The organism is Ruegeria sp. HKCCE4148, assembly GCF_017872495.1.
Classification (GTDB): Bacteria; Pseudomonadota; Alphaproteobacteria; order Rhodobacterales; family Rhodobacteraceae; genus Ruegeria.
This window is the reverse complement of sequence record NZ_JAEDOS010000002.1, coordinates 45,892-72,627: the sequence shown is the minus strand read 5'-3', so window position 1 is coordinate 72,627 and position 26,736 is coordinate 45,892. Positions and strand designations below refer to the sequence as shown.

The 26,736-nt window shown below is 57.2% G+C and carries 24 protein-coding genes and 2 tRNA genes; 14 read left to right on the top strand and 12 right to left on the bottom strand.

Annotation, left to right across the window (positions count from 1 at the left end; genetic code table 11):
• The first annotated feature begins 64 nt into the window (after window positions 1-64).
• From recJ to I9187_RS05500, 3 genes are all read left to right on the top strand, one after another.
• The gene (gene recJ, locus I9187_RS05510) at window positions 65-1,807 is read left to right on the top strand and encodes a single-stranded-DNA-specific exonuclease RecJ (RefSeq protein ID WP_171174893.1); all 1,743 of its coding nucleotides are present in this window, start codon (window positions 65-67) and stop codon (window positions 1,805-1,807) included.
• 98 nt (window positions 1,808-1,905) lie between these two features.
• Window positions 1,906-1,980, top strand: a tRNA-Glu gene (locus I9187_RS05505).
• 24 nt (window positions 1,981-2,004) lie between these two features.
• Window positions 2,005-2,079, top strand: a tRNA-Glu gene (locus I9187_RS05500).
• Window positions 2,080-2,088: 9 nt separating this feature from the next.
• Here the strand turns inward: I9187_RS05500 and I9187_RS05495 are convergent.
• The 7 genes from I9187_RS05495 to I9187_RS05465 are packed head-to-tail and all read right to left on the bottom strand — an operon-like array spanning window position 2,089 to window position 9,475.
• Window positions 2,089-3,930: a V-type ATP synthase subunit A gene (locus tag I9187_RS05495; RefSeq protein ID WP_171174895.1), complete on the bottom strand. Its 1,842-nt coding sequence runs from the start codon at window positions 3,928-3,930 to the stop codon at window positions 2,089-2,091.
• Window positions 3,927-4,649: a hypothetical protein gene (locus tag I9187_RS05490; RefSeq protein ID WP_171174897.1), complete on the bottom strand. Its 723-nt coding sequence runs from the start codon at window positions 4,647-4,649 to the stop codon at window positions 3,927-3,929. Before I9187_RS05490 ends, I9187_RS05495 begins: the two co-directional genes overlap by 4 nt.
• Window positions 4,621-5,298, bottom strand: coding sequence for a hypothetical protein (locus I9187_RS05485; RefSeq protein WP_171174899.1), 678 nt, complete (start codon window positions 5,296-5,298; stop codon window positions 4,621-4,623). The genes I9187_RS05490 and I9187_RS05485 overlap by 29 nt, the downstream gene beginning before the upstream one ends.
• Window positions 5,298-5,741 (bottom strand): ATP synthase subunit C, encoded by a 444-nt coding sequence (locus I9187_RS05480; protein ID WP_171089197.1) that lies wholly within the window; start codon window positions 5,739-5,741, stop codon window positions 5,298-5,300. Before I9187_RS05480 ends, I9187_RS05485 begins: the two co-directional genes overlap by 1 nt.
• Window positions 5,738-7,534 carry a V-type ATPase 116kDa subunit family protein gene (locus I9187_RS05475; protein ID WP_171174901.1) on the bottom strand — a complete coding sequence of 599 codons (1,797 nt, stop codon included), beginning with the start codon at window positions 7,532-7,534 and terminating at the stop codon, window positions 5,738-5,740. Before I9187_RS05475 ends, I9187_RS05480 begins: the two co-directional genes overlap by 4 nt.
• Window positions 7,531-8,136, bottom strand: a complete 606-nt coding sequence (locus I9187_RS05470; RefSeq protein WP_171174903.1) for a V-type ATP synthase subunit D — start codon at window positions 8,134-8,136, stop codon at window positions 7,531-7,533. Before I9187_RS05470 ends, I9187_RS05475 begins: the two co-directional genes overlap by 4 nt.
• Window positions 8,114-9,475, bottom strand: coding sequence for a V-type ATP synthase subunit B (locus I9187_RS05465; protein WP_171174905.1), 1,362 nt, complete (start codon window positions 9,473-9,475; stop codon window positions 8,114-8,116). The genes I9187_RS05470 and I9187_RS05465 overlap by 23 nt, the downstream gene beginning before the upstream one ends.
• Before the next feature lie 244 nt (window positions 9,476-9,719).
• On the opposite strand from I9187_RS05465, the gene I9187_RS05460 reads away from it, so the two are divergent.
• From I9187_RS05460 to I9187_RS05425, 8 genes are all read left to right on the top strand, one after another.
• Window positions 9,720-11,459: an ABC transporter substrate-binding protein gene (locus I9187_RS05460; protein ID WP_171174907.1), complete on the top strand. Its 1,740-nt coding sequence runs from the start codon at window positions 9,720-9,722 to the stop codon at window positions 11,457-11,459.
• A gap of 81 nt (window positions 11,460-11,540) precedes the next feature.
• Window positions 11,541-12,590 carry an ABC transporter ATP-binding protein gene (locus I9187_RS05455; RefSeq protein WP_171174909.1) on the top strand — a complete coding sequence of 350 codons (1,050 nt, stop codon included), beginning with the start codon at window positions 11,541-11,543 and terminating at the stop codon, window positions 12,588-12,590.
• Between the two features lies 1 nt (window position 12,591).
• On the top strand, window positions 12,592-13,668 hold the full coding sequence (locus tag I9187_RS05450; protein ID WP_171174911.1) for an ABC transporter ATP-binding protein: 1,077 nt from the start codon (window positions 12,592-12,594) through the stop codon (window positions 13,666-13,668).
• Window positions 13,665-14,528 carry a sugar ABC transporter permease gene (locus I9187_RS05445; RefSeq protein WP_171174913.1) on the top strand — a complete coding sequence of 288 codons (864 nt, stop codon included), beginning with the start codon at window positions 13,665-13,667 and terminating at the stop codon, window positions 14,526-14,528. The genes I9187_RS05450 and I9187_RS05445 overlap by 4 nt, the downstream gene beginning before the upstream one ends.
• Window positions 14,525-15,322: a carbohydrate ABC transporter permease gene (locus I9187_RS05440; protein ID WP_171236423.1), complete on the top strand. Its 798-nt coding sequence runs from the start codon at window positions 14,525-14,527 to the stop codon at window positions 15,320-15,322. Before I9187_RS05445 ends, I9187_RS05440 begins: the two co-directional genes overlap by 4 nt.
• 8 nt (window positions 15,323-15,330) lie before the next feature.
• A complete protein-coding gene (locus tag I9187_RS05435; RefSeq protein WP_171174917.1) occupies window positions 15,331-15,732 on the top strand; it encodes a DUF2160 domain-containing protein in 402 nt (133 codons plus the stop codon).
• A gap of 65 nt (window positions 15,733-15,797) precedes the next feature.
• Window positions 15,798-16,193, top strand: coding sequence for a BlaI/MecI/CopY family transcriptional regulator (locus I9187_RS05430; RefSeq protein ID WP_171174919.1), 396 nt, complete (start codon window positions 15,798-15,800; stop codon window positions 16,191-16,193).
• Window positions 16,180-17,277, top strand: coding sequence for a M56 family metallopeptidase (locus tag I9187_RS05425; RefSeq protein WP_171174921.1), 1,098 nt, complete (start codon window positions 16,180-16,182; stop codon window positions 17,275-17,277). The genes I9187_RS05430 and I9187_RS05425 overlap by 14 nt, the downstream gene beginning before the upstream one ends.
• Window positions 17,278-17,286: 9 nt before the next feature.
• Here the strand turns inward: I9187_RS05425 and I9187_RS05420 are convergent, their stop codons facing one another.
• Window positions 17,287-18,690: an MATE family efflux transporter gene (locus I9187_RS05420; protein ID WP_245223141.1), complete on the bottom strand. Its 1,404-nt coding sequence runs from the start codon at window positions 18,688-18,690 to the stop codon at window positions 17,287-17,289.
• A gap of 191 nt (window positions 18,691-18,881) precedes the next feature.
• Between I9187_RS05420 and I9187_RS05415 the strand changes: the two genes are divergently transcribed.
• Window positions 18,882-19,307 (top strand): VOC family protein, encoded by a 426-nt coding sequence (locus tag I9187_RS05415; RefSeq protein WP_171174923.1) that lies wholly within the window; start codon window positions 18,882-18,884, stop codon window positions 19,305-19,307.
• 44 nt (window positions 19,308-19,351) lie between these two features.
• On the opposite strand, the gene xylA is transcribed toward I9187_RS05415, so the two are convergent.
• The 4 genes from xylA to xylF form a co-directional block, all read right to left on the bottom strand.
• Window positions 19,352-20,659 (bottom strand): xylose isomerase, encoded by a 1,308-nt coding sequence (gene xylA, locus I9187_RS05410; protein ID WP_209509212.1) that lies wholly within the window; start codon window positions 20,657-20,659, stop codon window positions 19,352-19,354.
• A 10-nt stretch (window positions 20,660-20,669) separates the two neighbouring features.
• Window positions 20,670-21,467 carry an ATP-binding cassette domain-containing protein gene (locus tag I9187_RS05405; RefSeq protein WP_171174927.1) on the bottom strand — a complete coding sequence of 266 codons (798 nt, stop codon included), beginning with the start codon at window positions 21,465-21,467 and terminating at the stop codon, window positions 20,670-20,672.
• Window positions 21,467-22,765: a sugar ABC transporter permease gene (locus I9187_RS05400; RefSeq protein WP_171174929.1), complete on the bottom strand. Its 1,299-nt coding sequence runs from the start codon at window positions 22,763-22,765 to the stop codon at window positions 21,467-21,469. Before I9187_RS05400 ends, I9187_RS05405 begins: the two co-directional genes overlap by 1 nt.
• Window positions 22,766-22,840: 75 nt before the next feature.
• Window positions 22,841-23,860 (bottom strand): D-xylose ABC transporter substrate-binding protein, encoded by a 1,020-nt coding sequence (xylF, locus tag I9187_RS05395; protein ID WP_171174931.1) that lies wholly within the window; start codon window positions 23,858-23,860, stop codon window positions 22,841-22,843.
• A gap of 153 nt (window positions 23,861-24,013) precedes the next feature.
• Here xylF and I9187_RS05390 point away from each other — a divergent pair, with 153 nt between their 5' ends.
• Both I9187_RS05390 and I9187_RS05385 read left to right on the top strand, forming a co-directional pair.
• Complete coding sequence (locus tag I9187_RS05390; RefSeq protein WP_171174933.1) at window positions 24,014-25,231, top strand: ROK family transcriptional regulator; 1,218 nt, start codon at window positions 24,014-24,016, stop codon at window positions 25,229-25,231.
• The gene (locus I9187_RS05385) at window positions 25,221-26,732 is read left to right on the top strand and encodes a CRTAC1 family protein (protein WP_209940106.1); all 1,512 of its coding nucleotides are present in this window, start codon (window positions 25,221-25,223) and stop codon (window positions 26,730-26,732) included. The genes I9187_RS05390 and I9187_RS05385 overlap by 11 nt, the downstream gene beginning before the upstream one ends.
• Window positions 26,733-26,736 lie beyond the last annotated feature (4 nt).

Here is a 26,736-nt window from a genome sequence, read left to right as displayed (position 1 = left end):
ATTTCTGAAAAAATGAAAAGGCCGGGTCCGCAAGGGTCCGGCCTTGGCGCATAAGAGGCGAGCGATGAGTTTTCTAGGAGTCGAACAATCATTGACGGGGCGACGCTGGGTTGGCCCCAGCGCCGAAGTCGAGCGCGCCTCAGAAATGATGGCACAGCAGACTGATCTGCCACGCGCGGTGTGCCAGGTTCTGGCCCGACGCGGTGTGCCGGTGATGGAGGCTCGCGGTTTCCTTGACCCAAAGCTCAAGGAATTGCTGCCCGACCCGCGTGCGATGAAAGACATGGAGGTTGCAGCGACACGCTTTCTTGACGCGGTTAGACATCGTCAGAAAATCGCTGTGTTTGCCGATTACGATGTCGACGGCGGCAGCTCTGCCGCGCTGCTGATGGTCTGGCTGCGCCATATGGGTTTGCAGGCGACGCTGTATGTGCCAGACCGCATCGACGAAGGATATGGCCCCAATGCACCTGCCATGCGGGATTTAGCGGAAGCGCATGATCTGATCATTTGCGTTGACTGCGGAACACTCAGCCATGACCCGATCGCAGCGGCCAAGGGGGCCGACGTGATCGTTCTGGATCACCACCTTGGGGGCGAAACCCTGCCCGATTGCGTCGCTGTCGTGAATCCGAACCGCCAGGACGAAAGCGGCGATCTGGGGTATCTTTGCGCAGCAGGTGTGGTGTTCTTGATGCTGGTCGAAGCCGGACGACAATTGCGCGAAGCAGGAGCGAAGGGGCCGGACCTGATGTCGATGCTGGATCTGGTGGCGCTGGCTACCGTGGCCGACGTCGCACCTTTGATCGATGCCAATCGCGCTTTGGTTCGGCAGGGTTTGAAGGTGATGGCGCTGCGCCAGCGCCCCGGTCTTGTGGCCCTGTCCGACGTTTCGCGCATGGATACCGCGCCGAACAGTTATCATCTTGGATTTCTGCTGGGTCCTCGTGTGAACGCAGGCGGACGGATCGGTCAAGCTGATCTGGGCGCGCGATTGCTAAGCACAGAGTCCCCACACGAAGCGCAAGCTTTGTCCGAGCGTTTGGATGCGTTGAACACAGAACGTCGTGATATTGAGAACGCTGTTCGCGCGGCAGCCATGGAACAGGCCGAGTATCGTGGCCTGGGCGCGCCCTTGGTGTGGGCGGCGGGCGAAGGCTGGCACCCCGGCGTGGTGGGGATCGTAGCCTCGCGTCTGAAGGAAACCACCAACCGCCCGGCCATCGTGATTGGCTTTGATGGGGATGAAGGCAAAGGCTCGGGTCGGTCGGTCTCGGGCGTTGATCTGGGGGCCTCAATCCAGCGTCTCACCGCTGAAGGTCTGTTGGTCAAGGGCGGCGGCCACAAGATGGCGGCGGGTCTGACGGTGATGCGCGACAAGCTTGAACCTGCCATGGAGCGTCTGAGCGAGTTGCTGGCCAAACAAGGGGCCGGTCAGAGCGGCCCGGCCGACCTGAAGCTGGACGGTGCACTCATGCCCGGCGCGGCGACGGTTGATCTGATAGAACAGGTTGAAAAGGCGGGACCATTTGGCGCCAGCGCCCCTGCCCCACGCTATGCTTTGCCGGACCTTCAGGTGCGCTTTGCTAAACGAGCCGGGGAAACACATCTGAAACTATCGCTGGCCGATGGCATGGGCGGTGGGCTCGACGCAATTGCCTTTGGTGCCTTTGACGGACCCATGGGTGAGAAGCTTTCAAATCATGGTGGCGCGCGTTTCCATTTCGCGGGACGGCTTGAGGTGAATACATGGGGCGGGCGCCAATCGGTGCAACTCAGGCTGGAGGATGCAGCAGAGGCAAATTAGCGCTCTGCGACAGTGGCCCAAAAAACTTTCACATCCCTGCATTTTTCCGCTTGCGGGGGTCACGGTGAAACCGTAAAAGGCCCTCCACAAGCCAGCGTGGCCCGTTCGTCTATCGGTTAGGACGCCAGGTTTTCAACCTGGAAAGAGGGGTTCGATTCCCCTACGGGCTACCACTTGTGCTTGCGCCACTACCAAATGGCCCGTTCGTCTATCGGTTAGGACGCCAGGTTTTCAACCTGGAAAGAGGGGTTCGATTCCCCTACGGGCTACCATTTCCTTGCCTAAGTTCCGAATTTTTCGCGGCATAGATCTTTGATCTGCGTCCAAATCGATTTGTATTCTGGTGTGTTTTCCGCCGCATAATGGAAGTTCTTTATCAACCCGGTCAGCTGCGTAAACACCTGCCGTACTTCGGCTTTGTCCGAGAAGGCCGCTTTGGATTGCGTGACATCATAGATAAGCTTGAACGTCATTTTCTGCCGCTCCAGCGGAACGGTCGCATCGACCTTGTCGAAGGCGTCTTGCTGCAAGTAGACCATGTCAACAAAAAGCGCTTTTTGCTGTGTTACAAAATCGTCGATCGTGACACCCTCTTCCCCCGTGACCTGCATCATCTGGTCAACCTGTTCGCCCTTTTCGATCAGAGCGATCAGGTCGCGCACTTTACCCGTCCAGCCGGGTTCGGCATTCTTGTCGTACCAATCCGACAACTGATCTGTGTACCGAGACCAGCTGAGCATCGGGTCAACCGCCGGGTAAAAGCGTTTATAGGCACGCTCGGACGACAGGCCGAGGAAGCACTTGACCGTCGACAGGGTGGATTGCGTGACAGGCTCGTCAAAATTACCGCCCGCAGGTGAAACCGTTCCGATCAGCGTCAGACTGCCCAGATCACCGTCGTTGGTTTTCAGGGCCCCTGCCCGCTCGTACAACCCTTTGATGGAGCTTTCCAGATAGGCGGGGAACCCTTCTTCGCCTGGAATTTCCTCAAGCTTGCCCGAGGTTTCACGCATGGCTTGCGCCCAGCGGCTTGTGCTGTCGGCGATCAGCAATACGTCATAGCCCATCTGCCGGTAATATTCGCCCAACGTAATGCCAGTGAAGATCGAAGCCTCGCGCGCGGCAACCGGCATCGAGGACGTATTACAGATGATAATTGTCCGATCCATCAGGCTACCCCCCGTGGTCGGATCGGTCATCTTCGGGAATTCCTCGATGGTTTCCACCACCTCACCCGCACGTTCACCGCAGGCTACAACTATCACGATATCGACCTTTGCGTTCCGTGCGATCAGGTTCTGCAGCACGGTCTTGCCTGCCCCGAACGGCCCGGGAATACAGGCGGTTCCGCCGCGGGCAATCGGGAAGAACGTGTCGATCAAACGTTGTGAAGTCAGAACAGGCTCGGTCGGATACAGTCGCTCAGACAACGTGCGTTTCAGGATGTTTTCCGGCAATGGCCGCCGAACCGGCCATTTCTGCGACAGGGTCAGAGTATGCTCGCCCCCGTTTTCGTCTTCAAGGCGCGCGACAATGTCATGGATCGTGGCCGCGCCCTTTTGTACCCAGACCACCTTGTATGTACCGGACCAATTGAATGGCAGCATGATCTTGTGGCTAAAGTGTCCCTCGGGCACTGTCCCGATACTGTCCCCAGCAGTTACTGCGTCGCCAACCTTGACCGAAGGCGTAAAGGACCATTTCGCCAGCTCATCCAAGGGCGCCACATCTGCACCGCGTGGCAGGAAGGTGCCAAATTCGGCGGCCACTTTGGGCAGAGGCGATTGCAACCCGTCAAACACCTGCCCCAATAGTCCCGGCCCCAGCTCAACCGACAGCAACTGACCCGATTGCTCAACCGGATCGCCAACAGCCACGCCGTCGGTACTTTCATAGACCTGTACGTCTGCGGTATCGCCACGCACTCGCAGCACTTCGGCTTTCAGACGTTCCTGACGCCCACCGGGACTGGGGCGCGATGGCAGGATGAACACCACCTCGTTTTTGACCAATTGGCCTGGCTGACCGGTCGCGTCCGGGTTGGCTTGTATTTGCACAAGCCCTTCCTGAACCGAGACGACCCGTGCAGTCGAGGTTTGCTTAGCTGAGGTTGGGGCTGTCATGCGCTTGCTCCCTCAAAATCGATATCGGCGACATCGGCCATGGCCTGTTGCGCCAGTTTCTCAAATCGCTTGGCCGCCTCGGTGGCGCTGCTTTGCGCCCAGCGGTCGAAAATATTCCAGATCAGAACATAAATCGCGACCGCCTCAAAATCGAACATGTGGCGGGCTGCATGTCGTTTGAGTTGCTTGTGGCTGATCGACAAAAGCAGACGTTCCAGTCCAAGCGGATCTTCGTCTTCGAGCAATTGGTGCGCCTCTTTCAGCCACGGCATGGGCGTATCCAGCCCAAATGTAGGATCGGTCCAGTAGGCTGGAATGTGGCGGCTCCATCGTCCGACGCCGAACGAGCCTGAAGGCGCGGGTTCTCCGCGTTTTCTAAGGCGCAGTGCTGCAACAACCGAGCGGAGTTCCATGCGCTCCACAAAGAGCTTGCGTAAGGTGGGCTGTGGGATGTCCATCAACGCCTGTTTACAGCGCTGGATTGCCTGAACGTCAGTGACATCCATGTCATAGGCGCTCCAGCTCAGCGTGTGCTCAAGAACATTCAAGACCTTGGCATCATCCGCTGTCAGAGCCGTCAACCGACGGTCGAGCCTGATGCGCGAAAGCGGAGGCTGTTTGGCAACAAACAAGCGCTCCGACCCCGGAAGACTGCACATCAATGCGATATAGGCGTCCTGCTCTGACATCTCAGCGGATGACCCCTTCCAGAACGGCACGGAATCTCGGCTGCAAATGCTCCATCAGCAATGAAGCCACCGCCTTGTCTGTGAGGTCCAGAACGACTCCCTCGTCCTCTGCGCGAACGCGGATGCCTTCTTGGGTATCGTCTGCCACATGCAGTTCGACATTCTCGCGCAGCATCTTCGCCGTCAGTCCAAGAACATACTTCGTCAGCTGGCCAGATTGAATGTCATCCGCGTTTTGCTTGATGTCTTCCTGCGTGGCGACCTTGGTAGGCAAAATGACCTGAACCTTGCCGTCCAGATTGGCTCCCTCACTGGCCCGACCGACAACCTCCAGTATCATTTGCCTAATAAGCTCAGGATCGGACATCTCTTCGGTCACAAGGCGTTCAACGTCTTCTTTGAAGCGATCCGTCAGACCGGCTTTCATGGTCAACACGGCGTCCCGCATCGCGGTGTTCAACGCTTCTTCACCCGCTGCACGGTAGTTGTCGGATTCTGTGCGGGCTTTCTTCTTAAACTCATCGGCTTCGCGTTTTGCATCCGCCAGAATGCGCGCGGCCTCGGCCTTGGCGTCTTCGCGCAGCTTCTCGGCTTCGGCCTGACCTGCGGCAACCCCATCGTTGCGCAGCTTGTCGATCAGGGCATCAACGCCATGTGAAATTGCTCCGGTCTGTGCCATCAGCTGATCCCCGCACTAATGACCAAGGCGAACACAAAGGCAAAAACACCAAAGCCTTCGATAATCGCGGCCGGTGCGAGCGCGAGGCCAAAAATTTCGGGCTTTTCCTTGGTGGCGTTGATTGCTGCCGCACAGGCTCGACCTTGCCAGATGCCGCAATACATCAGTGCAATGCCCGACAGAATGCCAATGCCGAACAATCCGCCTGCGTTTTCCGGTGTCACGGCGCGGTTCAGGGTGAACATGATGACAATCCCATAGATCACCATCGTGGACGGAAAGGCCGAAACGCCGACGAAACGCCCGTAGCCGCCTTCGGTTTCTGTCATGGCTCCGATACTGGCCATCCCCGCAATCGAACAGCCAATGGCGCTTGCCGCAGCCCCCAACGCCATAGGCGCATAGATGCCCAGCCAACCCAGTGTAAGAACAAGCTCATTCATTCCTGAACCTCCTTGCGGGCAAACGGACGAAACACGATGCCTTCATCCGGCAGACCCCATTTAAAGAATTCGATGTAATTGAGACGTAAGCCGTGGACGACGCCGCTCATCATGGCGAGCGCGAAGTTCAAAACGTGACCGATGATCAGGATCAGCAGCCCAAACAGAATGCCCGGCCCTTTCAGCGCCTGCATGACGGAAACGGCCAGATCGTTGAACGTGATCGCCAGCGACGCCGAAGCCAGACCAAGCGCAAACAGGCGCATATAGCTAAGGACATCGCCAAACGCGCCCATCGCCCCTGCTAGGCTTTGCAAGCCCTCGATCAGACGCCAGATCCAGTCTGTCGGCTTCTGGATCATCCGCTCACTGGAAAACAAGACAATCGCCGCAACGCCGAGGATCAGGATCGCCGACCCCGGCACAGGCGATTTGCCGTTCATATAGCTAAGCCACAGTACAAACCCGCCGATCAAGGCAGCAATCCAACCCAGATTGGCAATCGCCTTGCGTTGCCCCCACGCGGCATGGGCCGCTAATGCGTTGGCCAGAACCAGATGCAAGACACCAACCACAATCGACACCATCATCATTGCGCCGAAATTGTTCAAATCCAGCACCTTGAGCTTTGCCCAGATCGAACCTGCAGATGGAGAAACCCCAAAGTAACTGCCGACCAAGATGCCGTAGAGGATTGTAGCCCCAGAAACGGTCAGCCCATAAAGACGCCACGATCGCTGACCCGCAGTCGCGCCCATACGCTTCCAGAACAGCAAAAGGCCCAGCAGGATTACGACCCCGTATCCAGCATCTGCCACGATCATTGCGAAGAAGAACGCGAACGAGGCTGCGACGATCACGCTGGGGTCCCAATCCTTATAGCCGGGTACTTGATAAAACAGCGCCAAGTCCACCGCAGAACTACGTTTTTCAGGCTGTTCCAATAATGTGGGCGGGGTATCTTCCGGCCCCGGTTCTTCGATCAGAACTGCCGCATCTTTTGCTTTCGCCAATTCCAATACAGCGTCCATACGGTCTTTGGGGACCCAGCCCTGCACAGCAAAAACTGCCTCTTCATCGCGTACTTTCTGCTTTGCATGAGCCAGTTCGGCGGCGCTTTCTGCAACGGACAGGTTCCGGCGCATCAAGGTCAGATAGCGGGTTTGCGCCACGCGCTCTGCCTCTAAGGCCTCAAGCGCGATTTCGGCCTCCTCCAGTTGCGCCTCAAGCTCGTGAATGGGCAACGAACCCACATGCGTGCGCGGGATCGGAAGAATGTCATCGTCGGGCTCGTCGGGAGAGATCAGGACCGCGTAAAGAAATCGGTGGTCTTCTTCCAAAATCGCCCAGGGCAATTTGACCTCTGACAGAGCTTCACGGTGTTTCAGTGGCAACTGATAGAACCACAGCCGATTGCCTGCCAAAACATCCGTTGGCGGGAAGTCCAGATCACCCCAGGGCCGCACCTGAGCGATACGATGCGCCAGAAAATCCCGCCGGTCCATCGTATCCCGAGTGCGCTGCATGAGGTCAGTCACCTCATTCACGAAACCGTCCATGTCAAAACCGGGGTTTCGCTGGATCTGGCGCCGTGGCTCGGGAACTTCTGCAAGGAAACGCAACGCTTTATACGCTTCTCTTGCACCACGTTCGCTGATCTTTTCAGGTTCATTCGGCGGGGGAACAAGCGGTAGAACATGCATACAGCCAAGGTCTTGCAGCGCCTCAAGCGTGTCCGATTTTTGGGCTGCCGGCCCGATCAGAGACATCTTCTTCAAACGTGCGACGCTCATGTCAAAACCTCTCGCGCGTGTTTGCGTTTAGAGATTTTTGACTGCACGACCGCCTGCATTTGTTCGTCACTCAGATAGATGCGGATCTTCTTGATGTTGGCCTTGGCACGGGGGATCAGAACCTTTTCGAACAGGTTGACCCGCTGCGTAATCGTGGCCACCGCCTTGTCGAAAATGCGCACGCGCTCCTCGGCGATTTTGACCCGCAGGCGCGCTTCGATCATGTCATGTAGCAACTGCGCGGCGGCATCAACCCAATGGGGTTTGGCAAGCACGGAATAAGGACGCACGACAACTTCGATCCGGTCAAGGTCAGGCATTTTGACGCCAACCACGTTGACCTCTTTGACCTTGTAGTCCTTAAGCTCAACCAGACCGTCCAGATCGATACCCTGCTGGGCCAGCATGGGAAGCTTTTCACCCACCTGCTGCGCTAGGGCCGCCACCTCTTGCTCAAGGCGTTTGACGTCCTCACGCGCTTTCACTCGTTCGGCCATCAACTGCTGGCGCTTCAGGTCCAGCGACGGCAGGAACCGCTCGTAGCTTTTCAGCTGCGTCTGCTGGCGGGCCAGTGACGATTTATTCAGCTGCAACCGCGCCATTGGCATCCTTTGGGAAATACTTGTCGATCAGGGTCTGTTTCATCAACAATTGTTCTGGCGCAAAACACTCTGCTAGTGTCTTCCAGCCCAGGTCCAGCGCCTCCTCCAGAGGGATGGAAACGTTGATGTTCATGAACCGTGCACGGAACAATCCTCCAAACTTCAGCAATTGATGGTCATAGTCGGAAAGATCAAACGCCATCGCCTGCTTTTGCGCGGCATCGCGGCTTTCTGAATAGAAACGGATCATCGTGTTCATGATCTGGCCGTGATCTTCGCGCGTGGTCTTGCCGATTACGTTCTGCTTGAGGCGCGACAGGCTGCCGAACGGATCAATCACGCCAGAGTGGAGATAGAACTGGCCTTCAGTGATGTAGCCGGTGTTATCGGGGACCGGGTGGGTTACGTCATTACCGGGCATCGTTGTCACAGTCAGAACCGTGACCGATCCACCCTTGGCGTAATCGCACGCCTTTTCGTACCGGCGTGCGAGCTGCGAATAGAGATCGCCCATATAGCCCCGCTGGGACGGCACGCGTTCCTGACTGATCCCCACTTCTTTCATCGCGTCGGCATAAGCTGTCATATCGGTCAGCAGAACGAGAACGCGCTTGCCCTCTTCCACCGCAAATTTCTCAGCCACCGCCAGAGCCATGTCAGGGACCAACAGTCGTTCGACCAAAGGGTCCATTGCCTGATTGACGAACATCACAGTGCGTGAGAACACGCCAGCATCCTCGAACGAAGTTCGGAATGTGTGGTAATCGTCAAAGATCAGCCCCAAGCCGCCGAAAACGACAATGTCCGCATCTGCCTGAATGCCGATTCGGCTGAGGAACGCGTTGAATGGCTCACCCGAAACTGAAAAAATCGGGATTTTCTGACTTTCGACCAATGTGTTGAACACGTCGATCATTGGCACGTCGGTGCGGATCATTTTGTTGGGAACGGCGCGCTCAGCCGGGTTTACGGTCGGTCCGCCAATGTCGATTCGGGGCTCGGAAGACAGATCTGGCCCACCGTCTATCGGCACCCCTGCGCCATCAAAGACCCGCCCCAGAATATTGGCCGAATACGGTGTCTGCATCGGGTGACCAAGAAAGGTCGCCGTCGCCTCGGTCGAAATCCCCTTGGTGCCGGAAAACACCTGAAGCGTCACAACATCCCGGTCGATGAAGATCGCCTGGGCCAATGTTTTTCGGCCATCTACAGTTTCAATGACGGCGAGGTCGTTGTATCGAACAGCAGGGTTTCCTTCGCCCTCAACCGGCACCCGAACTTTGATCGTGTCGCCTACAATTTCCAGAACTCGGGTGTATTTCAACAAGCTTCGGGACATCATCTACCCTCGCTGATCCAAGTTGTTTTCTGTTAAACTCGCGGCGTTGTTCACCGGCAATTTTTTGCAATAACGGCATTAGCTTACAACGAATTCACAAATTAGCAAATGCGTTCAACATCACCCATCCAAAGATGCCCGGGCGTCAATTACTAAAAATTTAGTTTGACAGGTACGCAAAAAATCGCTGATGCTGTCCGGCATCCGGTTCCAACCGGAAACCATAATCTTTGGGAGGAGACAGATGCGGAGACATCTACTTTCCGCAGTGGCGGCGGCTGCCGTCATTGCGGGGCACGGTCCCGTTTGGGCCGACGAAGCCGCAGCACAACGTTGGATCGACGACGAATTCCAGCCATCGACCTTGTCGAAAGACGAACAGATGGCCGAGATGCAGTGGTTCATCGAAGCTGCACAACCCTATGCTGGCATGGAAATCAATGTCCTGTCCGAGGGCATCCCGACCCATTCTTACGAATCCGAGGTTCTGACCAAGGCGTTCGAAGAAATCACCGGCATCAAGGTCAACCACCAAATCCTGGGTGAAGGTGAAGTGGTTCAGGCTGTTCAGACTCAGATGCAGACGGGCCGGAACCTGTATGACGGCTATGTCAACGACAGTGACCTGATCGGCACGCATTCGCGTCTGCAACTGGCCTATCCGCTGACCGACATGATGGGCGGCGATTGGGCGGCGACAACCTCGCCGACGCTGGACCTGGATGACTTCATGGGCATTCAGTTCACCACCGGTCCCGACGGCAAGCTATATCAGTTGCCCGACCAGCAGTTTGCGAACCTTTACTGGTTCCGCAAGGACTGGTTCGATGACGAAGCCAACAAGGCCGCGTTCAAAGAAAAGTACGGGTATGATCTGGGCGTTCCGGTCAACTGGTCAGCCTATGAGGATATCGCCGAATTCTTCACCAATGACGTTAAAGAAGTCGACGGTGTGACGATCTACGGCCACATGGACTATGGCAAGCGCGCGCCTGACCTTGGCTGGCGCATGACCGACGCCTGGCTGTCGATGGCCGGTGCCGGCGACGTTGGCGAGCCGAACGGTGTTCCGGTCGATGAATGGGGCATCCGCATGGAAGCGGGCACCTGTAACCCTGTTGGCGCATCCGTATCGCGCGGTGGTGCAGCCAATGGTCCGGCTGCGGTCTATGCGATCCGAAAATGGGATGAGTGGTTGCGGGCCTATGCGCCTCCGGGTGCGGCGTCTTATGACTTCTACCAGTCGCTGCCTGCGCTCAGCCAGGGCAACGTGGCGCAGCAGATCTTCTGGTATACCGCCTTTACTGCTGACATGGTGAAGCCGAAGTCCGAAGGCAACAACACCGTGGATGACGAAGGCACACCGCTGTGGCGGATGGCGCCCAGCCCGCATGGCCCCTATTGGGAAGAAGGCCAGAAGGTTGGATACCAAGACGTGGGTTCGTGGACCTTCCTGAAATCGACCCCCTCGGATCGTGCTCAGGCTGCGTGGCTGTACGCTCAGTTCGTGACGTCCAAAACTGTTGACGTGAAGAAGTCCCATGTGGGTCTGACCTTCATCCGCGACAGCTCGGTCAACCACGAGTCGTTCACCGAACGCGCACCCAAACTGGGTGGTTTGGTCGAGTTCTATCGCTCGCCTGACCGTGTGGCGTGGTCGCCGACCGGCATCAACGTTCCAGACTATCCGAAACTGGCCCAGATTTGGTGGCAGCAGATTGGTGACGTGAACTCAGGTGCCTTTACCCCGCAAGAGGCGATGGACCGTCTGGCCGAAGAGATGGACATCACCATGGCCCGCATGCAGGCCGCGGATGAAAGCGCCGGTGTCTACGGTGGCTGTGGCCCCCGCTTGAACGAGCCGCAGGATGCGTCCTTCTGGTTGGAAAAAGCAGGTTCGCCCAAAGCCAAGCTTGAGAACGAAAAGCCACAGGGCCAGACCGTCAACTATGACGAGCTGGTTAAGCGCTGGCAGTCTCAGTAAGCCGAAGCAATCGGGGATGCCGTATGCGGCATCCCCATCCCAAGGCCAGTGCGATGCACTGAAGGACCGGAACTCACGGACATGATCGAACTTCAAGACGCGACCAAAAGGGTCGGCAACGTCATCCATATCAAGCCCACAAACCTGAAGCTTCATACAGGTCACTTCAACGTTCTTTTAGGGGCGACCGGATCGGGCAAGACCTCTCTGATCAAGATGATGGCCGGGCTGGACCCGATCGCCTCGGGCAAGGTCCTTATGGATGGGCAGGACGTGACTCGACTGAACACGCAAAAGCGACAGATCAGCCTGGTGCACCAATTCTTCGTGAACTACCCCCACATGACCGTTTTTGACAACATCGCCTCGCCCTTGCGCGTGGCTGGCATGGTAAAGTCCGAAATCGAGGGCCGCGTGGAAGAGGCCGCCGATCTGCTTCAATTACGCCCCATGCTGCACCGCCGCCCGCATGAGCTGTCGGGAGGCCAACAGCAACGTACTGCGCTGGCTCGGGCCATCGCGAAAGAAAGTCGTGCGGTCTTCCTGGATGAACCGCTGGCGAACCTGGATTACAAACTGCGCGAGGAACTGCGCGAACAGCTGCCGGACCTGTTCGCTGGACGCGGCGCAGTGGTGGTTTACGCCACCTCGGAACCCGAAGAGGCCCTTTTGTTGGGCGGCTACACGGCCTTGATGGAAGATGGTCGCGTGACTCAATTCGGACCGACCGCAGACATTTACCGCAACCCTGAAAACATCGCCGCCGCGCGCGTCTTCTCGGACCCGCCGATCAACGTGGCCAGCATCACAGTTTCGGGCGCTCAGGCGCAACTGGCGGGCGGCGGAGGCTGGGCCGTATCTGATATGGCTGACGGCGATTACATGGTTGCCGTGCGCCCGCACAGAGTGACGCCATTCCGTACGACTGACGCGGACGTCGAACTGACAGGCCGCGTCATCGTGACAGAACTGTCCGGCTCGGATTCCAGTGCGCATTTTCGGCACGGATCGGATGACTGGGTCTCTCTGGCCGCTGGCGTGCACCCTTATCAGGTTGGTGAGGATCACAATTTCTACCTGAACCCGGCCCATTGCCGGTATTTCAGCCAAGACGGCAAGAGGGTGGCCTGACATGGCACAGATCAAGCTTTCAAACCTGCGACACAGCTACATGCCCGCGCCGAAAGGCCCCGAGGATTATGCGCTGAAAGAAATTGATGTGACCTGGCGCGATGGTGGGGCATACGCTCTGCTCGGGCCGTCGGGCTGCGGCAAGTCCACGCTGCTGAACATCATATCCGGCCTTCTTACCCCCTCGGAAGGTCGGATCCTGTTTGATGACCAGGACGTCACCGCCCTGCCCCCCGATCAGCGCAACATCGCACAGGTGTTCCAGTTCCCGGTGATCTACGACACGATGACCGTGGGCGAAAACCTGGCCTTTCCGCTCAAAAATCGGGGCGTAGATGCAGCGACGATCAAGCGCCGCGTCGATGAGATTGCCGAGATGCTGGACGTCACGGATATGCTGAATACCCGCGCCAGCGGCCTCAGCCCAGACAACAAGCAGAAGATCTCGATGGGGCGCGGTCTGGTCCGTGATGACGTGAACGCGGTGATGTTTGATGAACCGCTGACCGTGATTGACCCGCATCTGAAATGGAAACTACGGTCCAAGCTGAAAGAGCTGCACCAACGCGTCAAGGCCACCATGATTTACGTGACCCACGACCAAACCGAAGCGCTGACTTTCGCGGACGAAGTGGTCGTCATGCAAGAGGGCGAGGTCGTACAAATTGGCACCCCGGTAGAGCTGTTCGAGCGGCCCCAACATACATTCGTCGGCCATTTCATCGGCTCGCCGGGCATGAATGTTCTAGCCTGCGAGGCCAAGGGTGACCGCGCGGTCTTCGAAGGACACGAGGTCATGCTGGAAGGTCCCACCTTGGGCGAAGGTGGCCGCACCGATCTGGGTATTCGCCCGGAATACATCAGCTTTGGCGAAACAGGCGTTCCCGCGCATGTGACCAAAGTTGCGGACATCGGTCGCCACTATGTGGTCAGCGCCATGGTCGGAGACACGCCGGTAAAGGCGGTCGCAGAACACAACGCGCCCAACCCAGGCTCGCATGTCTTTCTGCAATTCAAGCCAGAACAATCCCGCGTCTACCGTGACGGGTGGATCGCAACTCAGGAGCGGGCGCAATGAGAACCGAAAATCAAAAAGCATGGTTCTTTGTCCTGCCGGTTCTGGCGCTGGTCGCGTTCAACGCGCTGGTGCCGATGATGACGGTGGTCAACTATTCGGTGCAGGAAACCTTTGGCAACAATCAGTTCTTCTGGGAAGGTCTGGGCTGGTTCGAACAAATCCTGCGCTCCGACCGATTTCAGGCGGCTTTGGGGCGCCAGTTCCTGTTCACCTTCCTGATCCTGCTGATCGAAGTGCCTTTGGGCATTATCGTGGCCCTTTCAATGCCGCGCAAAGGGTTCTGGGTGCCGGTCTGTCTGGTGCTGATGGCACTGCCGATGCTGATCCCGTGGAACGTGGTCGGATCAATGTGGAACATCTTTACCTTGCCGAAAATCGGACTGATGGGATATTTTCTCAATGACGTTCTGGGCATCAACTATGACATGACGCAACAGCCTCTGTCCGCCTGGATCACGGTTATCGTCATGGATGTCTGGCACTGGACCTCGCTGGTTGTGCTGCTGTGCTATGCGGGCCTCGTTTCAATCCCGGACGCCTATTATCAAGCCGCCAAGATCGACGGGGCCAGCCCGTGGTCGGTGTTCCGCTACATCCAGTTACCCAAGATGAAAACCGTTCTGACCATCGCAATCCTGCTGCGGTTCATGGACAGTTTCAACATCTATACCGAGCCCTTTGTTCTGACCGGCGGCGGCCCCGGCAACTCAACCACCTTGCTGTCGATCGACCTTGTGAAGATCGCGCTCGGACAGTTCGATCTAGGCCCGGCGGCCGCGATGAGCCTGATCTATTTCGCCATCACGCTGCTGGTCTCATGGGTCTTCTACACACTGATGACAAAGGATGACGCGGAATGAAAAAGCGGTCCCTTATCCCGATCCTCTATATCGCGTTCCTGATGCTGCCGATCTATTGGCTGGTGGCGATGTCCTTCAAGACCACGAACGAGATTCTGTCGGGCTTTTCCCTGTTTCCCCAGACCTTTACGCTGGAGAATTACATCACCATCTTCACCGATCCGACGTGGTATTGGGGCTATATCAACTCGATCCTCTATGTGACGATCAACACGGTGCTTTCGGTCTGTGTGGCACTACCTGCGGCTTATGCGTTCTCGCGCTATCGGTTCCTGGGGGACAAGCAATTGTTCTTCTGGCTGCTGACCAACCGGATGGCACCGGCGGCGGTGTTCGCGCTGCCGTTCTTCCAGCTTTATTCCTCCATCGGCTTGTTCGACACCCATCTGGCGGTTGCACTGGCACACACATTGTTCAACGTGCCATTGGCAGTGTGGATTCTGGAAGGCTTCATGCGCGGCATCCCGAAAGAACTGGATGAGACGGCCTATGTCGATGGCTATTCCTTCCCGCGCTTTTTCGTGACGATCTTCCTGCCCAACATCAAAGCGGGCGTCGGCGTCGCAGCCTTCTTCTGCTTCATGTTCTCATGGGTGGAAATGCTGCTGGCGAAAACCCTGACTGCAGTCGAAGCCAAACCCATCGCCGCCGTGATGACCCGCACCGCATCAAGCGCGGGGTATGAGCTGGGCCTACTGGCTGCCGCCGGGACGCTGACCATCATACCCGGTGCCATCGTCATCTGGTTTGTCCGCAACTACATCGCGCGCGGTTTCGCGATGGGCCGAGTGTGAGGTTCGATATGCGTAAACTACTATTCACCCTCCCCTTCCTGCCCACCATGGCTGTCGCTCAGCAAGCGGGTTGGGGCAATGTCGGCCAGCAAGAAGAAAAGGGGTTTTCCTGGACCGATCCCCTTTGGCCCGATTTCTGGATGGCATGGACGCCAGCAACTCTGGCCCTGTTCGTCGGTATTTTTTCGGCAATCGCCCTGATTGGCTTGCTCGAAGGGTTCAAGTACCGCGATGGGATCGAACGGCGTGGTGTGCTGGGATTGACGACCACATTGGGCGACAGGCTGTTCATCACGCTTCTCGGCTCGGCCTATATCTTCCTCGCCTGGCTGGGAATTGTCGGACAACCTGTCTGGACGCCACTTTTCCTGTCGATCGGCTGGGGTATTTTCGTCTTCTGGAAAGTTTAAGCTTTGCGAAACAGCGAAAGGATGCTTGTCTGTCAGGCATACGAACCATGACGACACCGAGATCGATGCGAAAGAAAAAGACGACTAATCTGCTGACCGAGGTCGAACTGGAGTTCATGAACGAGCTCTGGGCTCTCGGGGAAGGCTCGGTGCGCGATGTCCTGGACCGCCTGCCCTCAGAACGCAATCTGGCCTATACGTCTGGTGCCACGATCCTGCGTATTCTGGATGAAAAAGGTTTTGTGGAAAGCCGCAAGTCAGGAAAAACCCTGATCTATACGCCGCTTTTGGAAAAGGACAGATATCAGGCCCGTTCGCTGCAAAACCTGTCCCGCACTCTGTTCGACGACACCCCAGCTACACTGGTGGCACGGCTCGTCGATGATGCCGGGCTGAGCGAAGCCGACCTGGAGGACATTCGAGCGCTGGTAGAGAGGAGACTGCAAAATGACAGCGGTTAGACCGGTTCTCGACGCATATATCGAACTCAACATAGTGCTGGCATTGTCGGCTGCCATCTGGTTGATGGCACGCGTCGCCCTGGCCCGCACGACTCTGCGCCATGGCTATGTCGCACAGCTGCGCGCTCTCAAGGTTCTGTGCATTTGTATTCTGATCAGCCCTTTTCTAGCGTTGGGTGTGTCGTCTTTGGCCGCTCACGCATGGCCGGGGAGCGCCGTCGCCCTTGGTGACATAGCAGTTGCCGCTTATCTGCGCGGTGATATCGCCATGCCTGCCGTGCAGTTCGAGGCCCTGCTGAATACACGTGAAAGATGGGTTGATCTTGCTTTGTCAGGACAGCAGCCCGTTTTCATCTCACTCGCCGCCCTGTTCGCTGTCGCTGCGGCTGTATATGCCATTCGAGCTTTACGGGACGCAGTGATGATCCGACAAACGGTCAGGTCCAGCTTCCTTTGGCGGCAATCGGCAAAGGTGGATATCCGCCTCTCTGATCGCATTACCGTGCCGTTCGCGGTGCGTGGTCTGCGCCGTCGTCATGTCGTTCTGCCCAGCCATCTTCTGGACACACCGCGCGAGCTACGCTTTGCGCTGGCCCATGAGTTTCAGCACATTCGCGCGGGCGATGTGGAATGGGAACTCGGCTTTGAGCTTCTGCGCCCTCTGCTGTTCTGGAATCCGGCATACCTGATGCTCAAGTACCAATTCGGCCGCTTGCGTGAACTGGCATGTGACCAATCCGTTGTTGCGCGCAAAAGGATCGATGCGCGCGAATATACCACGTGTCTTCTGGACTATTGCGCGCGCACTCTTTCAACAAGAAATCCGCGCGTCTTAAACGTTGCCTTTGTGACCGGTGGAAAAGCCAAACGCGTACTGCGTCAGCGCGTGATTGCATTGACCGATGCACAGCCCGCCGAGACGCCTTTGCCGGCGGTGTTTCTTGGCATGTCACTGACGTTCGCCACCCTTCTGGCGCTTGGGGCGGCTTCGATCCAGCAAACACAAGACTGGAGTCATGACCGTCTTATGCTGTCGACCGTGGTCAATCTGGAACGTCTTGAGGCACGCAATCAGGGCAACTGATGCGATGCGTTACCAGCCGCGGCGCCCAAACAGGGAATGAATCCGGCCCTGATCCACAAATGGTTCGGGCGCGAGCGAACGTCTTAGTCGGCCAACCACGCGCTCAACCATGACCCAGCTGATTAAGGCGAAAATGACGCCGCCAAAAGCTTGTCCCAACAGAACACCGGACGCCCCCGCGAGATTTGATCCGATGGTTGCGAAAACCCAGGTTCCTACCGTGTGACGCCCCCAATTGATCCAAGTTGAATAGACTGGATGCCCAAGATTGTTAAAGCTGGCATTCGAAACAAAAATCACACCGTTGAAAAACGATGCCAGCGCCAGAGGTCCGCAGAACAAATAAATGAGAACCCGAGTTTCACCTTCGGCCGCAAACAAATCCGCAATCGGCGCCCGCAAGAGAAACAGAATCGCAGCCATACCCAGAACATAAAGCCCCGTGAATTTGATTCCGGCCAGAAAGGCCGTGCGCACCCGATCGAATTTCTCAGCTCCGAAATTCTGCCCGATGATTGGCCCTATTGCCCCCGACAAGGCAAAGATGACCGAAAAGGCCACTGGCAGCAGCCGCCCTATGACGGCCATACCCGCCACCGCGTCCGTTCCGTATTGCGCAATTTCCCGCACAACGATGGCATTCCCAATGGGCGTAGCTACATTTGTCAGAACGGCAGGAATCGCGATGGCCCGCACAGGGCGCAAGTCCTGTGCCACCTGCTTCAAAGACGGGCGTGCAAAGCCCTGATGAACCCGCAACGCGGGCCATAGCGCCGCCGCCAGCATGCACAGCCGCGCCAGAACCGAGGCAATCGCGGCCCCATCCAGCCCCAGCCCCACAGCAAAGATCAGGATCGGGTCTAGAACGGCATTCACCACTCCGCCATAGATCGTTGCCATCATCGACCGTCGTGCATCGCCACGAGCGCGCAGCACGGCCATGGCCGCCATGGCAATCGACATGACGCACATTGTCGGCAGGATGATCGAGACATAGCGCATTGCCAGCCTAAGAACCTCACCTTCTGCGCCAAGCAATGACAACAGATGGCTAAGGTTCAACAAGACCAGAACGGGTACGACCAACCCGACGATCAAACCCAGCACCGCCACACTGGAGGCATAGTGCCGGGCTTGCTCGGCGCGCCCCGCCCCTAGTTCGCGCGCGACCAGTGCCCCAGCAGAAATCGAAAGGCCGATATTGATCGCATTGGTGAAGAACAGCAGCGTTCCCGCATAGCCCACCGCCGCCGCCAGCGCGTCGTTGCCCAGCATCGAAATGAAGACCATGTCCACAAAGTCGACGGCAAAAATTGCCATCAGCCCGATGCTTGTCGTCAACGACATGCGGGTGACATGCCGCATCAGACTGCCGCTCAGGAATACGGCTTCGGTTTGAGATTGGTTGGACATTCTAACCTGTGGTGGTCGGTGTGTTATCTCGCCAGCATCACAGATCGCCGCCACGGGTCAACGGTTTCGTTCCGATCTTTATGGTCGCGGATGAACACCCGACACAACCCGCTATCCCGTTTTGCCATCTACAGCCCCATGAGGACGTGTTAGAACTGCCGAAACACCAATTGTCCGAGGTGAGGCAGAGCATGAAACTGGAATTCCACCACATCAACTTCGTGGCTGATGATGTTGATCGTATGCATGATTTTTACACTAACGTGCTGGGGCTGGATGATATCCCGCAGGATAATTTCCCGCGCACCGAAGCTGACAAAGACAGCGGCTATGACGGCAAAATCCGCTTTGCGACCGAAGGCAACATGCAGATGCATTTGGCCCAGCGCGCCTTTGACGTGGCCTTCAAGAACGGGCGGGTGATCAACCCAGTCGAGCGCGGCCACATCGCCTTTCGCACCGATGATCTACCCGCCTTCCTGAAGCTGCTGGACGAACGCGGCATCCCCTATTCAGACTATGGCACAACGTTTGCGAAAGAATGGCATCAGGTGTTCTTTCACGACCCCGAAGGCAATGTGATCGAAGTCCATCAGCAGGTCGTTCAGGACGACTGATCCGCAAAGGGCGGAGCCAACCGCCCTCTCCCGGACCCTAGCCCTCAGACAAATCGGTTGACGTAGTTTTCCAGCATTTCCTGACGACCCGATCGCGGCTGCGGATTGATCCCCTCGGCCAAAACCCGCGCAGCAATCTCGTCCAAACCGGAACTCAGCATCGCCTGTGCCTCGGGCGTCTTCCAGCCTGCGTAGCGGTCAGCCAGCGCCTGTTCCAAACCGCCATCTTCAAGCATTGCAGCCGCAGCTTTCAGGCCCCGAGCGCAGATGTCCATCCCGCCCACATGCGCGGCAATCAGATCTTCGGCGTCGATGGATTGTCTGCGCAGCTTGGCGTCGAAATTGGTGCCGCCCGAGGTAAACCCGCCTGATTTTAGAATGTGGTAATAGGCCAGCGCGACTTCGGGCGTGTTGTTAGGAAACTGATCCGTGTCCCAACCCGATTGATAATCGTTCCGGTTCATATCGATGGACCCCAGCATCCCTTCGGCTGTGGCCACGGCGATCTCGTGCTCAAAGCTATGCCCCGCAAGGATCGCGTGCCCCTGCTCGAGGTTCAGTTTGACCTCATCCTCCAGACCGTACTTGCGCAGGAACCCGATGCAGGTGGCAGCGTCAAAATCATACTGGTGCTTTGACGGCTCCTGAGGTTTGGGCTCAACAAGGATCGCGCCTTTGAACCCGATCTTGTGCTTGTACTCGACCACCATGTTCAGGAAACGGCCCATATGATCCAGTTCAGCCTTCATGTCGGTGTTGAGCAGCGTCTCATACCCTTCACGCCCGCCCCAAAGCACATAGTTCTCGCCGCCCAGCTTGTGGGTGGCGTCCAGACAGGATTTCACCGTGGCTGCGGCAAAAGCATAGACATCGGGATCAGGGTTGGTGCTGGCACCACCCATCCAGCGGCGATGGCTGAACATATTGGCCGTGCCCCACAGCAGCTTGGTGCCCGACACCTGCATCTTTTCACCGATATAGTCGGTGATCTCGTTCAGTGTCCGCAAATTGTCGGCGAAATTTCCCTGTTCGGGGCGAATGTCCGCATCATGCCAGCAGAAGTAAGGTTGCCCCAAGATTTCAAACATCTCAAAGGCCACATCGGCCTTCATCTTGGCGCGGCCCATGTCGTCCTGCGGATGCCAGGGGCGCTCGAAAGTGGGGCCTCCAAACGGATCCCCCCCTTCCCACGCGAACGAATGCCACCACGCCACGGCAAAACGCAGGTGATCCTCCATGCGTTTACCCGTGACGATCTCGTCCCGGTTGTAGTTACGGAATGCGAGCGGGTTCTTACTGCCCTCGCCCTCGAATTGGACCTGCTCGATCCCTTGAAAGAAACCGCTCGTCATCTCGCTTACCTCATTCCGTCTTTTCGCCGGGCTTCTTGCCCAGAATGATCATCGACAACAGGTCGTCATCGGTGACATCAGGGATGTCCACGGTACCAACCAATTGCCCGTTCTTCATGACCGAGGCCCGGTCGCACAGCTCCATCACCGCGTGCACATCGTGGTCGATCAGGAAAATCCCGATGCCTTGCGCCTTTAGCTGTTGGATCAGGTCCGCCACCATTTGCGTTTCATGCGGACCCAGCGCGGCCGTAGGCTCGTCCATGATCAGGATGCGTGCGTTGAAATACACCGCGCGCGCAATGGCCACCGATTGCCGCTGACCACCCGACAGGGCCGAAACCGGGTCGTTGAACTTCTGAAAGTTCGGGTTCAGCTGCGCCATAATCTTGCGGCACTCAGCCTCCATCGCAGCATCGTTGACCAGACCAAAGGGGGTGACCATCTCGCGCCCCAAAAACAGGTTCGAGCTTGCATCCAGATTGTCTGCCAGCGCCAGCGTCTGATAGATCGTCTCGATATTGTTGGCGCGCGCGTCACGCGGGTTGTTGATCTCAACCTTCTTGCCATCAATCAGGATTTCACCATGGTCCATCTGATAGGCGCCCGAAAGCACCTTGATCAGAGTGGACTTACCGGCCCCATTGTGCCCCAGTAGGCCCACAACTTCGCCCGGGTACAGATCAACTGAGACGTGGTCTACCGCCTTGATGCCCCCGAAAGAAATCGAGATATCGCGCATTTCCACAAGCGGAGGCTGGCCGGAACCACGGCCCGAAGCTTGGTTCTGTGTTTCTTGAGCTTGCATCATTTCGCCCCCAGACGTTTGCGATAGACGATGTCGATATAGACAGCCAAAACCAGGACAGTGCCGACGACGATGTTCTGGAACGGCGCATCCACGCCGACCATGGCCATGCCCGATTGCAGCGCCTGCATGATCAAAGCACCAAGGATTGCGCCGTAGATCGTACCAATACCACCCGACAGAGCGGTTCCACCGATCACCGCAGCAGCAATCACGCGCAGTTCATCCAGCGTGCCAATATCGTTCGAGTGGTTGGCCAGACGGGCCGAGGCCACAACCGCTGACAACGCACACAAGAATCCCATCAGAGCAAAGATTTTGACGGTCATCATGCGCGTGTTGATACCGGACAACTCTGCCGCATCCGGGTTGCCGCCAGTGGCAAAGATGTAACGGCCAAAGCGGGTTTTGCGGGCTACAACGGTCAATGTCACGGCCACCAGGATCAGGATCAGAACCGAGATCGGAATGCCGTAGCCAACAATCAGCCCCTCGGGCATGGTCTCACCCCGCGCTTCGAACATCCGTTCCAGACGGCGGGTCGGGATTGCATAGCTGTTGACGATCAGGACATAGCCCATGATGGCGATGCCAATGATTCCAGCCAGAGTTGTCTCAGCCCAAACAGGTTTCACAGGGAACCCGTGGGCGGCTTTGGACCGGCGGCCGCTCCACAACGCCCAGATTGCAATAGCAGTGGCGGCAAGGCCGAACAAAAGGCTGACGGTAGTTCCCAACGTGCCGTTTGTCCCCCCGAACATCAGGAAGGTGCTGTCCAGCGGGCCGATTGTCTGGCCATCGGTCATGTACCAGGCAACGTTGCGCCAGACCAGAAAACCGCCAAGCGTCACGATAAAGGCCGGAATGGTCAGGTAGCCCACCATCCAACCATGGAAGGCGCCGATCAATGTGCCCACCACAAGACCCACGACCAAAGTGATCGCCCAGGTCGCCGGGTGGTTCAAACCCATTCCCAATACGTTGGGCAATAGCTCGGTCTGAGTCATCGCCATGACCGCAGATGTGGTCGCCAGAAGCGCCCCAACCGACAGGTCAATATGGCGCATGACGATAATGAACACCATGCCACAAGCCATGATCGCAACCGAAACGGTCTGGATCGACAGGTTGAACAGGTTTCTGGGTGTCAGAAAACGGCCATCCGTAACGATGTTGAAGCCGATGCACAGGATGATGAAGGCGCCGATCATGCCCAATAGCCGCATATCCAGTTCCAGCTGCTGGAACAGGTTGGCCTTTGCTTTTTGGGGTACCGGCTGAGACGAAGTTTCGGTCATATCCGATCTTTCATGTTCAGCTATGATCTCTGGCCCACCCTTGCGGGCCAGAGACGTTGTGATTTGGAACTTGGTTTAGTTACAGGGCGCAGGGCCGTTTTCGACGCCCTGGCAAAGGTCTTCCAGCGGGATCCAGCCCGCGTCGACCACAACGGTCAGGTTGTCCTTGGTGATCGGCACAGGCGCCAGGAAGACCGAGTTCATCTCGGTGCCACCGGGCGAGGTCCAGCTGATCGCGCCTTCGACATCCGCAGGGCTTGTTCCGCTGCTCAACGCAACCGCGATTTCACCGGCAGCTTTGCCCAGCTCACGTGCGTCTTTCCAAACCGAGACGGTCTGCGTGCCCTTGGCAACACGGTTCAGCGCCGCGTGGTCACCATCCTGGCCCGAGACCGGAATACCGTCCATGCCTTGCGCGGTCAGAGCAGCAACAACGCCACCAGCAGTACCGTCATTCGAGGCGACCACGGCATCAACGTTGTTTTCGTTCGCTGTCAGGATCTGCTCCATGTTGCGCTGCGCGTTCGCAGGCAGCCAGCCGTCGGTATAAGCCTCACCCACAATCACGATGTCACCACTGTCAACGGCGCCCTGGATGATCTCTTGCTGACCACCACGCAGGAAATCCGCGTTCGGGTCGGTGGGCGAACCCTTGATCATCACGTAATTACCCTTGGGCATCGCGTCGAATACAGCGCGCGCTTGCATCCGGCCAACTTCTACGTTGTCAAAGGTCAGATAAAACGCCCGGTCATCTTCGATCAGGCGGTCATACGCGATAACTGGAATGCCCTCGTCAGCGGCTGCCTGAACCGCCGGACCAATGGCCTGAGAGTCTTGCGCCAGAATGATCAGTGCATCAACGCCCTGAGCAATCAGACTTTCAATGTCCGACAACTGCTTGGCCGAGGACGATTGCGCATCCGACGAAATGTACTCGGCTCCACCCGCCTCGAGCGCGGCTTTGATCGCGGCCTCGTCGGTCTTCCAACGCTCTTCCTGGAAGTTCGACCAGCTGACGCCCACAACAGGTTCAGCAAAGGCGGCCGTACCCATCAACACCGCCACAGCGGAAGCGCTGAGAATTCTTTTCATGATTTCCTCCCGGTTTCATTGAGCCATCGCTTCATGATTCGTGGCCCCGATAATTCTGAGTAGCATATTTATTTCAGTCGGTAAAATATTTATGCTATCGGTAACAGAAAAAACCACCTAGGTTGAAACAGGGATTAGATTCGCGAGGGCAAGATGCTGAAAAGCAAAGCTTCTTCAAACGCCACGGACCAAAGAAACATCACCCGGTTGCGGGTGCTGGAACAGATTCGCGCAACCGAAGCCATCTCGCGAATCGACATCGCCACGGCGCTTGAAACCAGCCCTGCAACAATCACATCTGCCACAGCAGACCTGCTGTCCGCCGGTCTAATCCAAGAAATTGAAGGGGAGTCGCAGTCAAAATCCACACGTCGTGGCAGGCCACGTGTGCTTTTGAAACTGCACGGCGGTTGTCACATGATTGCAGGCGTAAAGGTCGCGCGGCATCAGATCTCGGTCATCTTGGTGGATTTCGAAGGCACCGAAATCGCCTCTTATACCCATCCATTGGATGAGGCGCGTATGGCACCCGAAATCTTCACACAAACGATCCGCACTGCCCTTGACCTTGCCTGTGGCACTGCGAACCGGTCGCTGTCTGATCTGTCCGGCGTCTGTATCGGCATTGCGGGGTTGATCGACGCAGAAAAGAACTTTGTACATTGGTCGTCTTCTTTGACAGAACGCAACGTAGACCTGAGCCCGCTCTTGTCCAAGGCGCTGCCCTGCCCCGCCTTTATCGAAAATGACGCCAATCTGGTGGCCAAGGCCGAGCAATTGTTTGGGCTGGGAAAAGGGCTGAAAACATTTCTGGTTGTGACCATCGAACACGGCATCGGTTTGGGTATCGTCGTTGATGGCAAACTTTATCGCGGCGAGCGCGGATGCGGCGCGGAGTTCGGGCATTTGAAAGTTCAACTGGACGGCGCGCTGTGCCAGTGCGGACAGCGCGGATGTCTGGAAGCCTATGTCGGAGAATACGCGTTGATCCGCGAAGCGACGATTGCCAGCCAGGCCACGGATCCTCGCACACTTACAGATATTCTTACGGCCGCAAATGCCGGCGATGCTCGGTCGATTTCCGTACTGTCCCGGGCCGGTCAAATGTTTGGAATGGGGGTTTCGAACCTGATCAATTTGTTCGATCCGGAATGCATTATCCTGTCCGGCACAAGGGGCAGTTTTGAATATCTGCACTCGGAAGACGTAATGACGCGTATCAGAAACGGTGTCGTCAGCGTTGACGCACCCCTGCCCGCGATCAAAGTGAATCACTGGGGGGATTCAATGTGGGCAAAGGGGGCGGCTGCTTATGGAATCGAACAGGTCTCGATTCTGAAAGTCAGGGAATTGGCGGCACATGCGAACTAGTTTGGCTTTCCTGCTGACCACAGCAACAACCGTTGCGGCGGATGCGCCTTCCCCGCAGTTTTTTGGCGTTGACGTTCAACCCCATATCTATGACGGCGGGTGGGAACATTTTGTGGGCGGTGGGGTCGCTGTTTTCGACTGTAATGGCGACGACCGCCCCGAACTTTTTGCTGCCGGAGGTTCAAACCCAGCGCAGTTTTTTGTAAACTTATCCGAGGAAGACATTCAGTTTCGGGCAGACACGCCCAGCGCTTTGTCCCTGACTGGTGTGACCGGCGCATATCCGCTGGATGTAGATGGCGACGGGTTGCTTGACCTGGCAGTTCTGCGCGTGGGTTCAGATCTGTTGCTGCGCGGCGGGCCGGATTGCGCGTTCGACCTTTTCAACTCGCTGAACTTCACTTCTGAGGATCATTGGACCACGGGTTTCTCTGCCACTTGGGAAAGCGGGCAAGCGCTGCCCACGCTGGCGTTTGGCACCTACGTTGACCGCAACAACCCCGATGGACCATTTGAGACATGCGGGCCGACCTTGCTGTACCGACCGCATGACAGCTCATATGGCGCCCCTGTTCATCTGGAACCGGGGCACTGTTCCCTCTCAATTCTGTTTTCCGACTGGGCGCGGTCGGGGCGTGCGGATCTGCGTGTCAGCAACGACCGCCACTACTATGTGCGCAACGGGCAAGAGCAACTTTGGGCGATGGAGGACACCCCACGGCTTTATGGGCACGCAGACGGATGGCTGCCTTATTCGATCTGGGGCATGGGCATCGCCTCGCGCGATTTGACCGGCGACGGGTTTCCAGACGTCTACCTGACCTCGATGGGGGATCAAAAATTCCAGACATTCGATCCGTCGACTAAGGGGCCAACATGGCGGGACGCAACCTATGATCGGGGGACGACAGCACATAGGCCACACACAGGTGGTGATGGTCGTCCTTCAACCGGCTGGCACGCCCAATTCGGTGACGTTAATAATGACGGGCGGGACGATATTTTTGTCGCTAAGGGCAATGTCGAACAGATGCCAGACGCCGCTCAAACCGATCCAAACAACCTACTGATACAAAACGACAATGGGCAATTTGTCGAAACAGCAGAACAAGCGGGCGTGGCTTCTATGGCAAAGTCCCGCGGCGGGGCCTTGGCCGATCTGAACGGGGATGGCTGGCTGGACATGGTGGTCGTCAATCGCGGTTCATCACTGGAGGTTTTTCAGAACAAGCCGCAAAATGGCAACTGGTTGATGGTGGATGTGGGTCAAGCACAACCCAACCGCTTGGCCATCGGCAGTTTTATCGAGGTCAAAACGGACGCCGGAGTGCAGACCCGGGAAGTCACAGTTGGCGGCGGTCATGCCAGTGGCATTGCTGGATTTCACCACTTTGGTCTGGGCGATGCGGAAAGCTTACAGGTCAGGGTGATCTGGCCCGATGGCAAGGCAAGTGATTGGCAGACCGCCAACCCCAATCAGGTGATACGCCTTAGCCGCTGACCGC

What these genes read in the sequence shown, in the direction of transcription:
- recJ (WP_171174893.1), top strand. Translation starts at nt 65, where the DNA reads ATGAGTTTTCTAGGAGTCGAACAATCATTGACGGGGCGACGCTGGGTT.
- I9187_RS05495 (WP_171174895.1), bottom strand. Translation starts at nt 3,930, where the DNA reads ATGACAGCCCCAACCTCAGCTAAGCAAACCTCGACTGCACGGGTCGTC.
- I9187_RS05485 (WP_171174899.1), bottom strand. Translation starts at nt 5,298, where the DNA reads ATGGCACAGACCGGAGCAATTTCACATGGCGTTGATGCCCTGATCGAC.
- I9187_RS05480 (WP_171089197.1), bottom strand. Translation starts at nt 5,741, where the DNA reads ATGAATGAGCTTGTTCTTACACTGGGTTGGCTGGGCATCTATGCGCCT.
- I9187_RS05475 (WP_171174901.1), bottom strand. Translation starts at nt 7,534, where the DNA reads ATGAGCGTCGCACGTTTGAAGAAGATGTCTCTGATCGGGCCGGCAGCC.
- I9187_RS05470 (WP_171174903.1), bottom strand. Translation starts at nt 8,136, where the DNA reads ATGGCGCGGTTGCAGCTGAATAAATCGTCACTGGCCCGCCAGCAGACG.
- I9187_RS05465 (WP_171174905.1), bottom strand. Translation starts at nt 9,475, where the DNA reads ATGTCCCGAAGCTTGTTGAAATACACCCGAGTTCTGGAAATTGTAGGC.
- I9187_RS05460 (WP_171174907.1), top strand. Translation starts at nt 9,720, where the DNA reads ATGCGGAGACATCTACTTTCCGCAGTGGCGGCGGCTGCCGTCATTGCG.
- I9187_RS05455 (WP_171174909.1), top strand. Translation starts at nt 11,541, where the DNA reads ATGATCGAACTTCAAGACGCGACCAAAAGGGTCGGCAACGTCATCCAT.
- I9187_RS05450 (WP_171174911.1), top strand. Translation starts at nt 12,592, where the DNA reads ATGGCACAGATCAAGCTTTCAAACCTGCGACACAGCTACATGCCCGCG.
- I9187_RS05445 (WP_171174913.1), top strand. Translation starts at nt 13,665, where the DNA reads ATGAGAACCGAAAATCAAAAAGCATGGTTCTTTGTCCTGCCGGTTCTG.
- I9187_RS05440 (WP_171236423.1), top strand. Translation starts at nt 14,525, where the DNA reads ATGAAAAAGCGGTCCCTTATCCCGATCCTCTATATCGCGTTCCTGATG.
- I9187_RS05435 (WP_171174917.1), top strand. Translation starts at nt 15,331, where the DNA reads ATGCGTAAACTACTATTCACCCTCCCCTTCCTGCCCACCATGGCTGTC.
- I9187_RS05430 (WP_171174919.1), top strand. Translation starts at nt 15,798, where the DNA reads ATGCGAAAGAAAAAGACGACTAATCTGCTGACCGAGGTCGAACTGGAG.
- I9187_RS05425 (WP_171174921.1), top strand. Translation starts at nt 16,180, where the DNA reads ATGACAGCGGTTAGACCGGTTCTCGACGCATATATCGAACTCAACATA.
- I9187_RS05420 (WP_245223141.1), bottom strand. Translation starts at nt 18,690, where the DNA reads ATGTCCAACCAATCTCAAACCGAAGCCGTATTCCTGAGCGGCAGTCTG.
- I9187_RS05415 (WP_171174923.1), top strand. Translation starts at nt 18,882, where the DNA reads ATGAAACTGGAATTCCACCACATCAACTTCGTGGCTGATGATGTTGAT.
- xylA (WP_209509212.1), bottom strand. Translation starts at nt 20,659, where the DNA reads ATGACGAGCGGTTTCTTTCAAGGGATCGAGCAGGTCCAATTCGAGGGC.
- I9187_RS05405 (WP_171174927.1), bottom strand. Translation starts at nt 21,467, where the DNA reads ATGCAAGCTCAAGAAACACAGAACCAAGCTTCGGGCCGTGGTTCCGGC.
- I9187_RS05400 (WP_171174929.1), bottom strand. Translation starts at nt 22,765, where the DNA reads ATGACCGAAACTTCGTCTCAGCCGGTACCCCAAAAAGCAAAGGCCAAC.
- xylF (WP_171174931.1), bottom strand. Translation starts at nt 23,860, where the DNA reads ATGAAAAGAATTCTCAGCGCTTCCGCTGTGGCGGTGTTGATGGGTACG.
- I9187_RS05390 (WP_171174933.1), top strand. Translation starts at nt 24,014, where the DNA reads ATGCTGAAAAGCAAAGCTTCTTCAAACGCCACGGACCAAAGAAACATC.
- I9187_RS05385 (WP_209940106.1), top strand. Translation starts at nt 25,221, where the DNA reads ATGCGAACTAGTTTGGCTTTCCTGCTGACCACAGCAACAACCGTTGCG.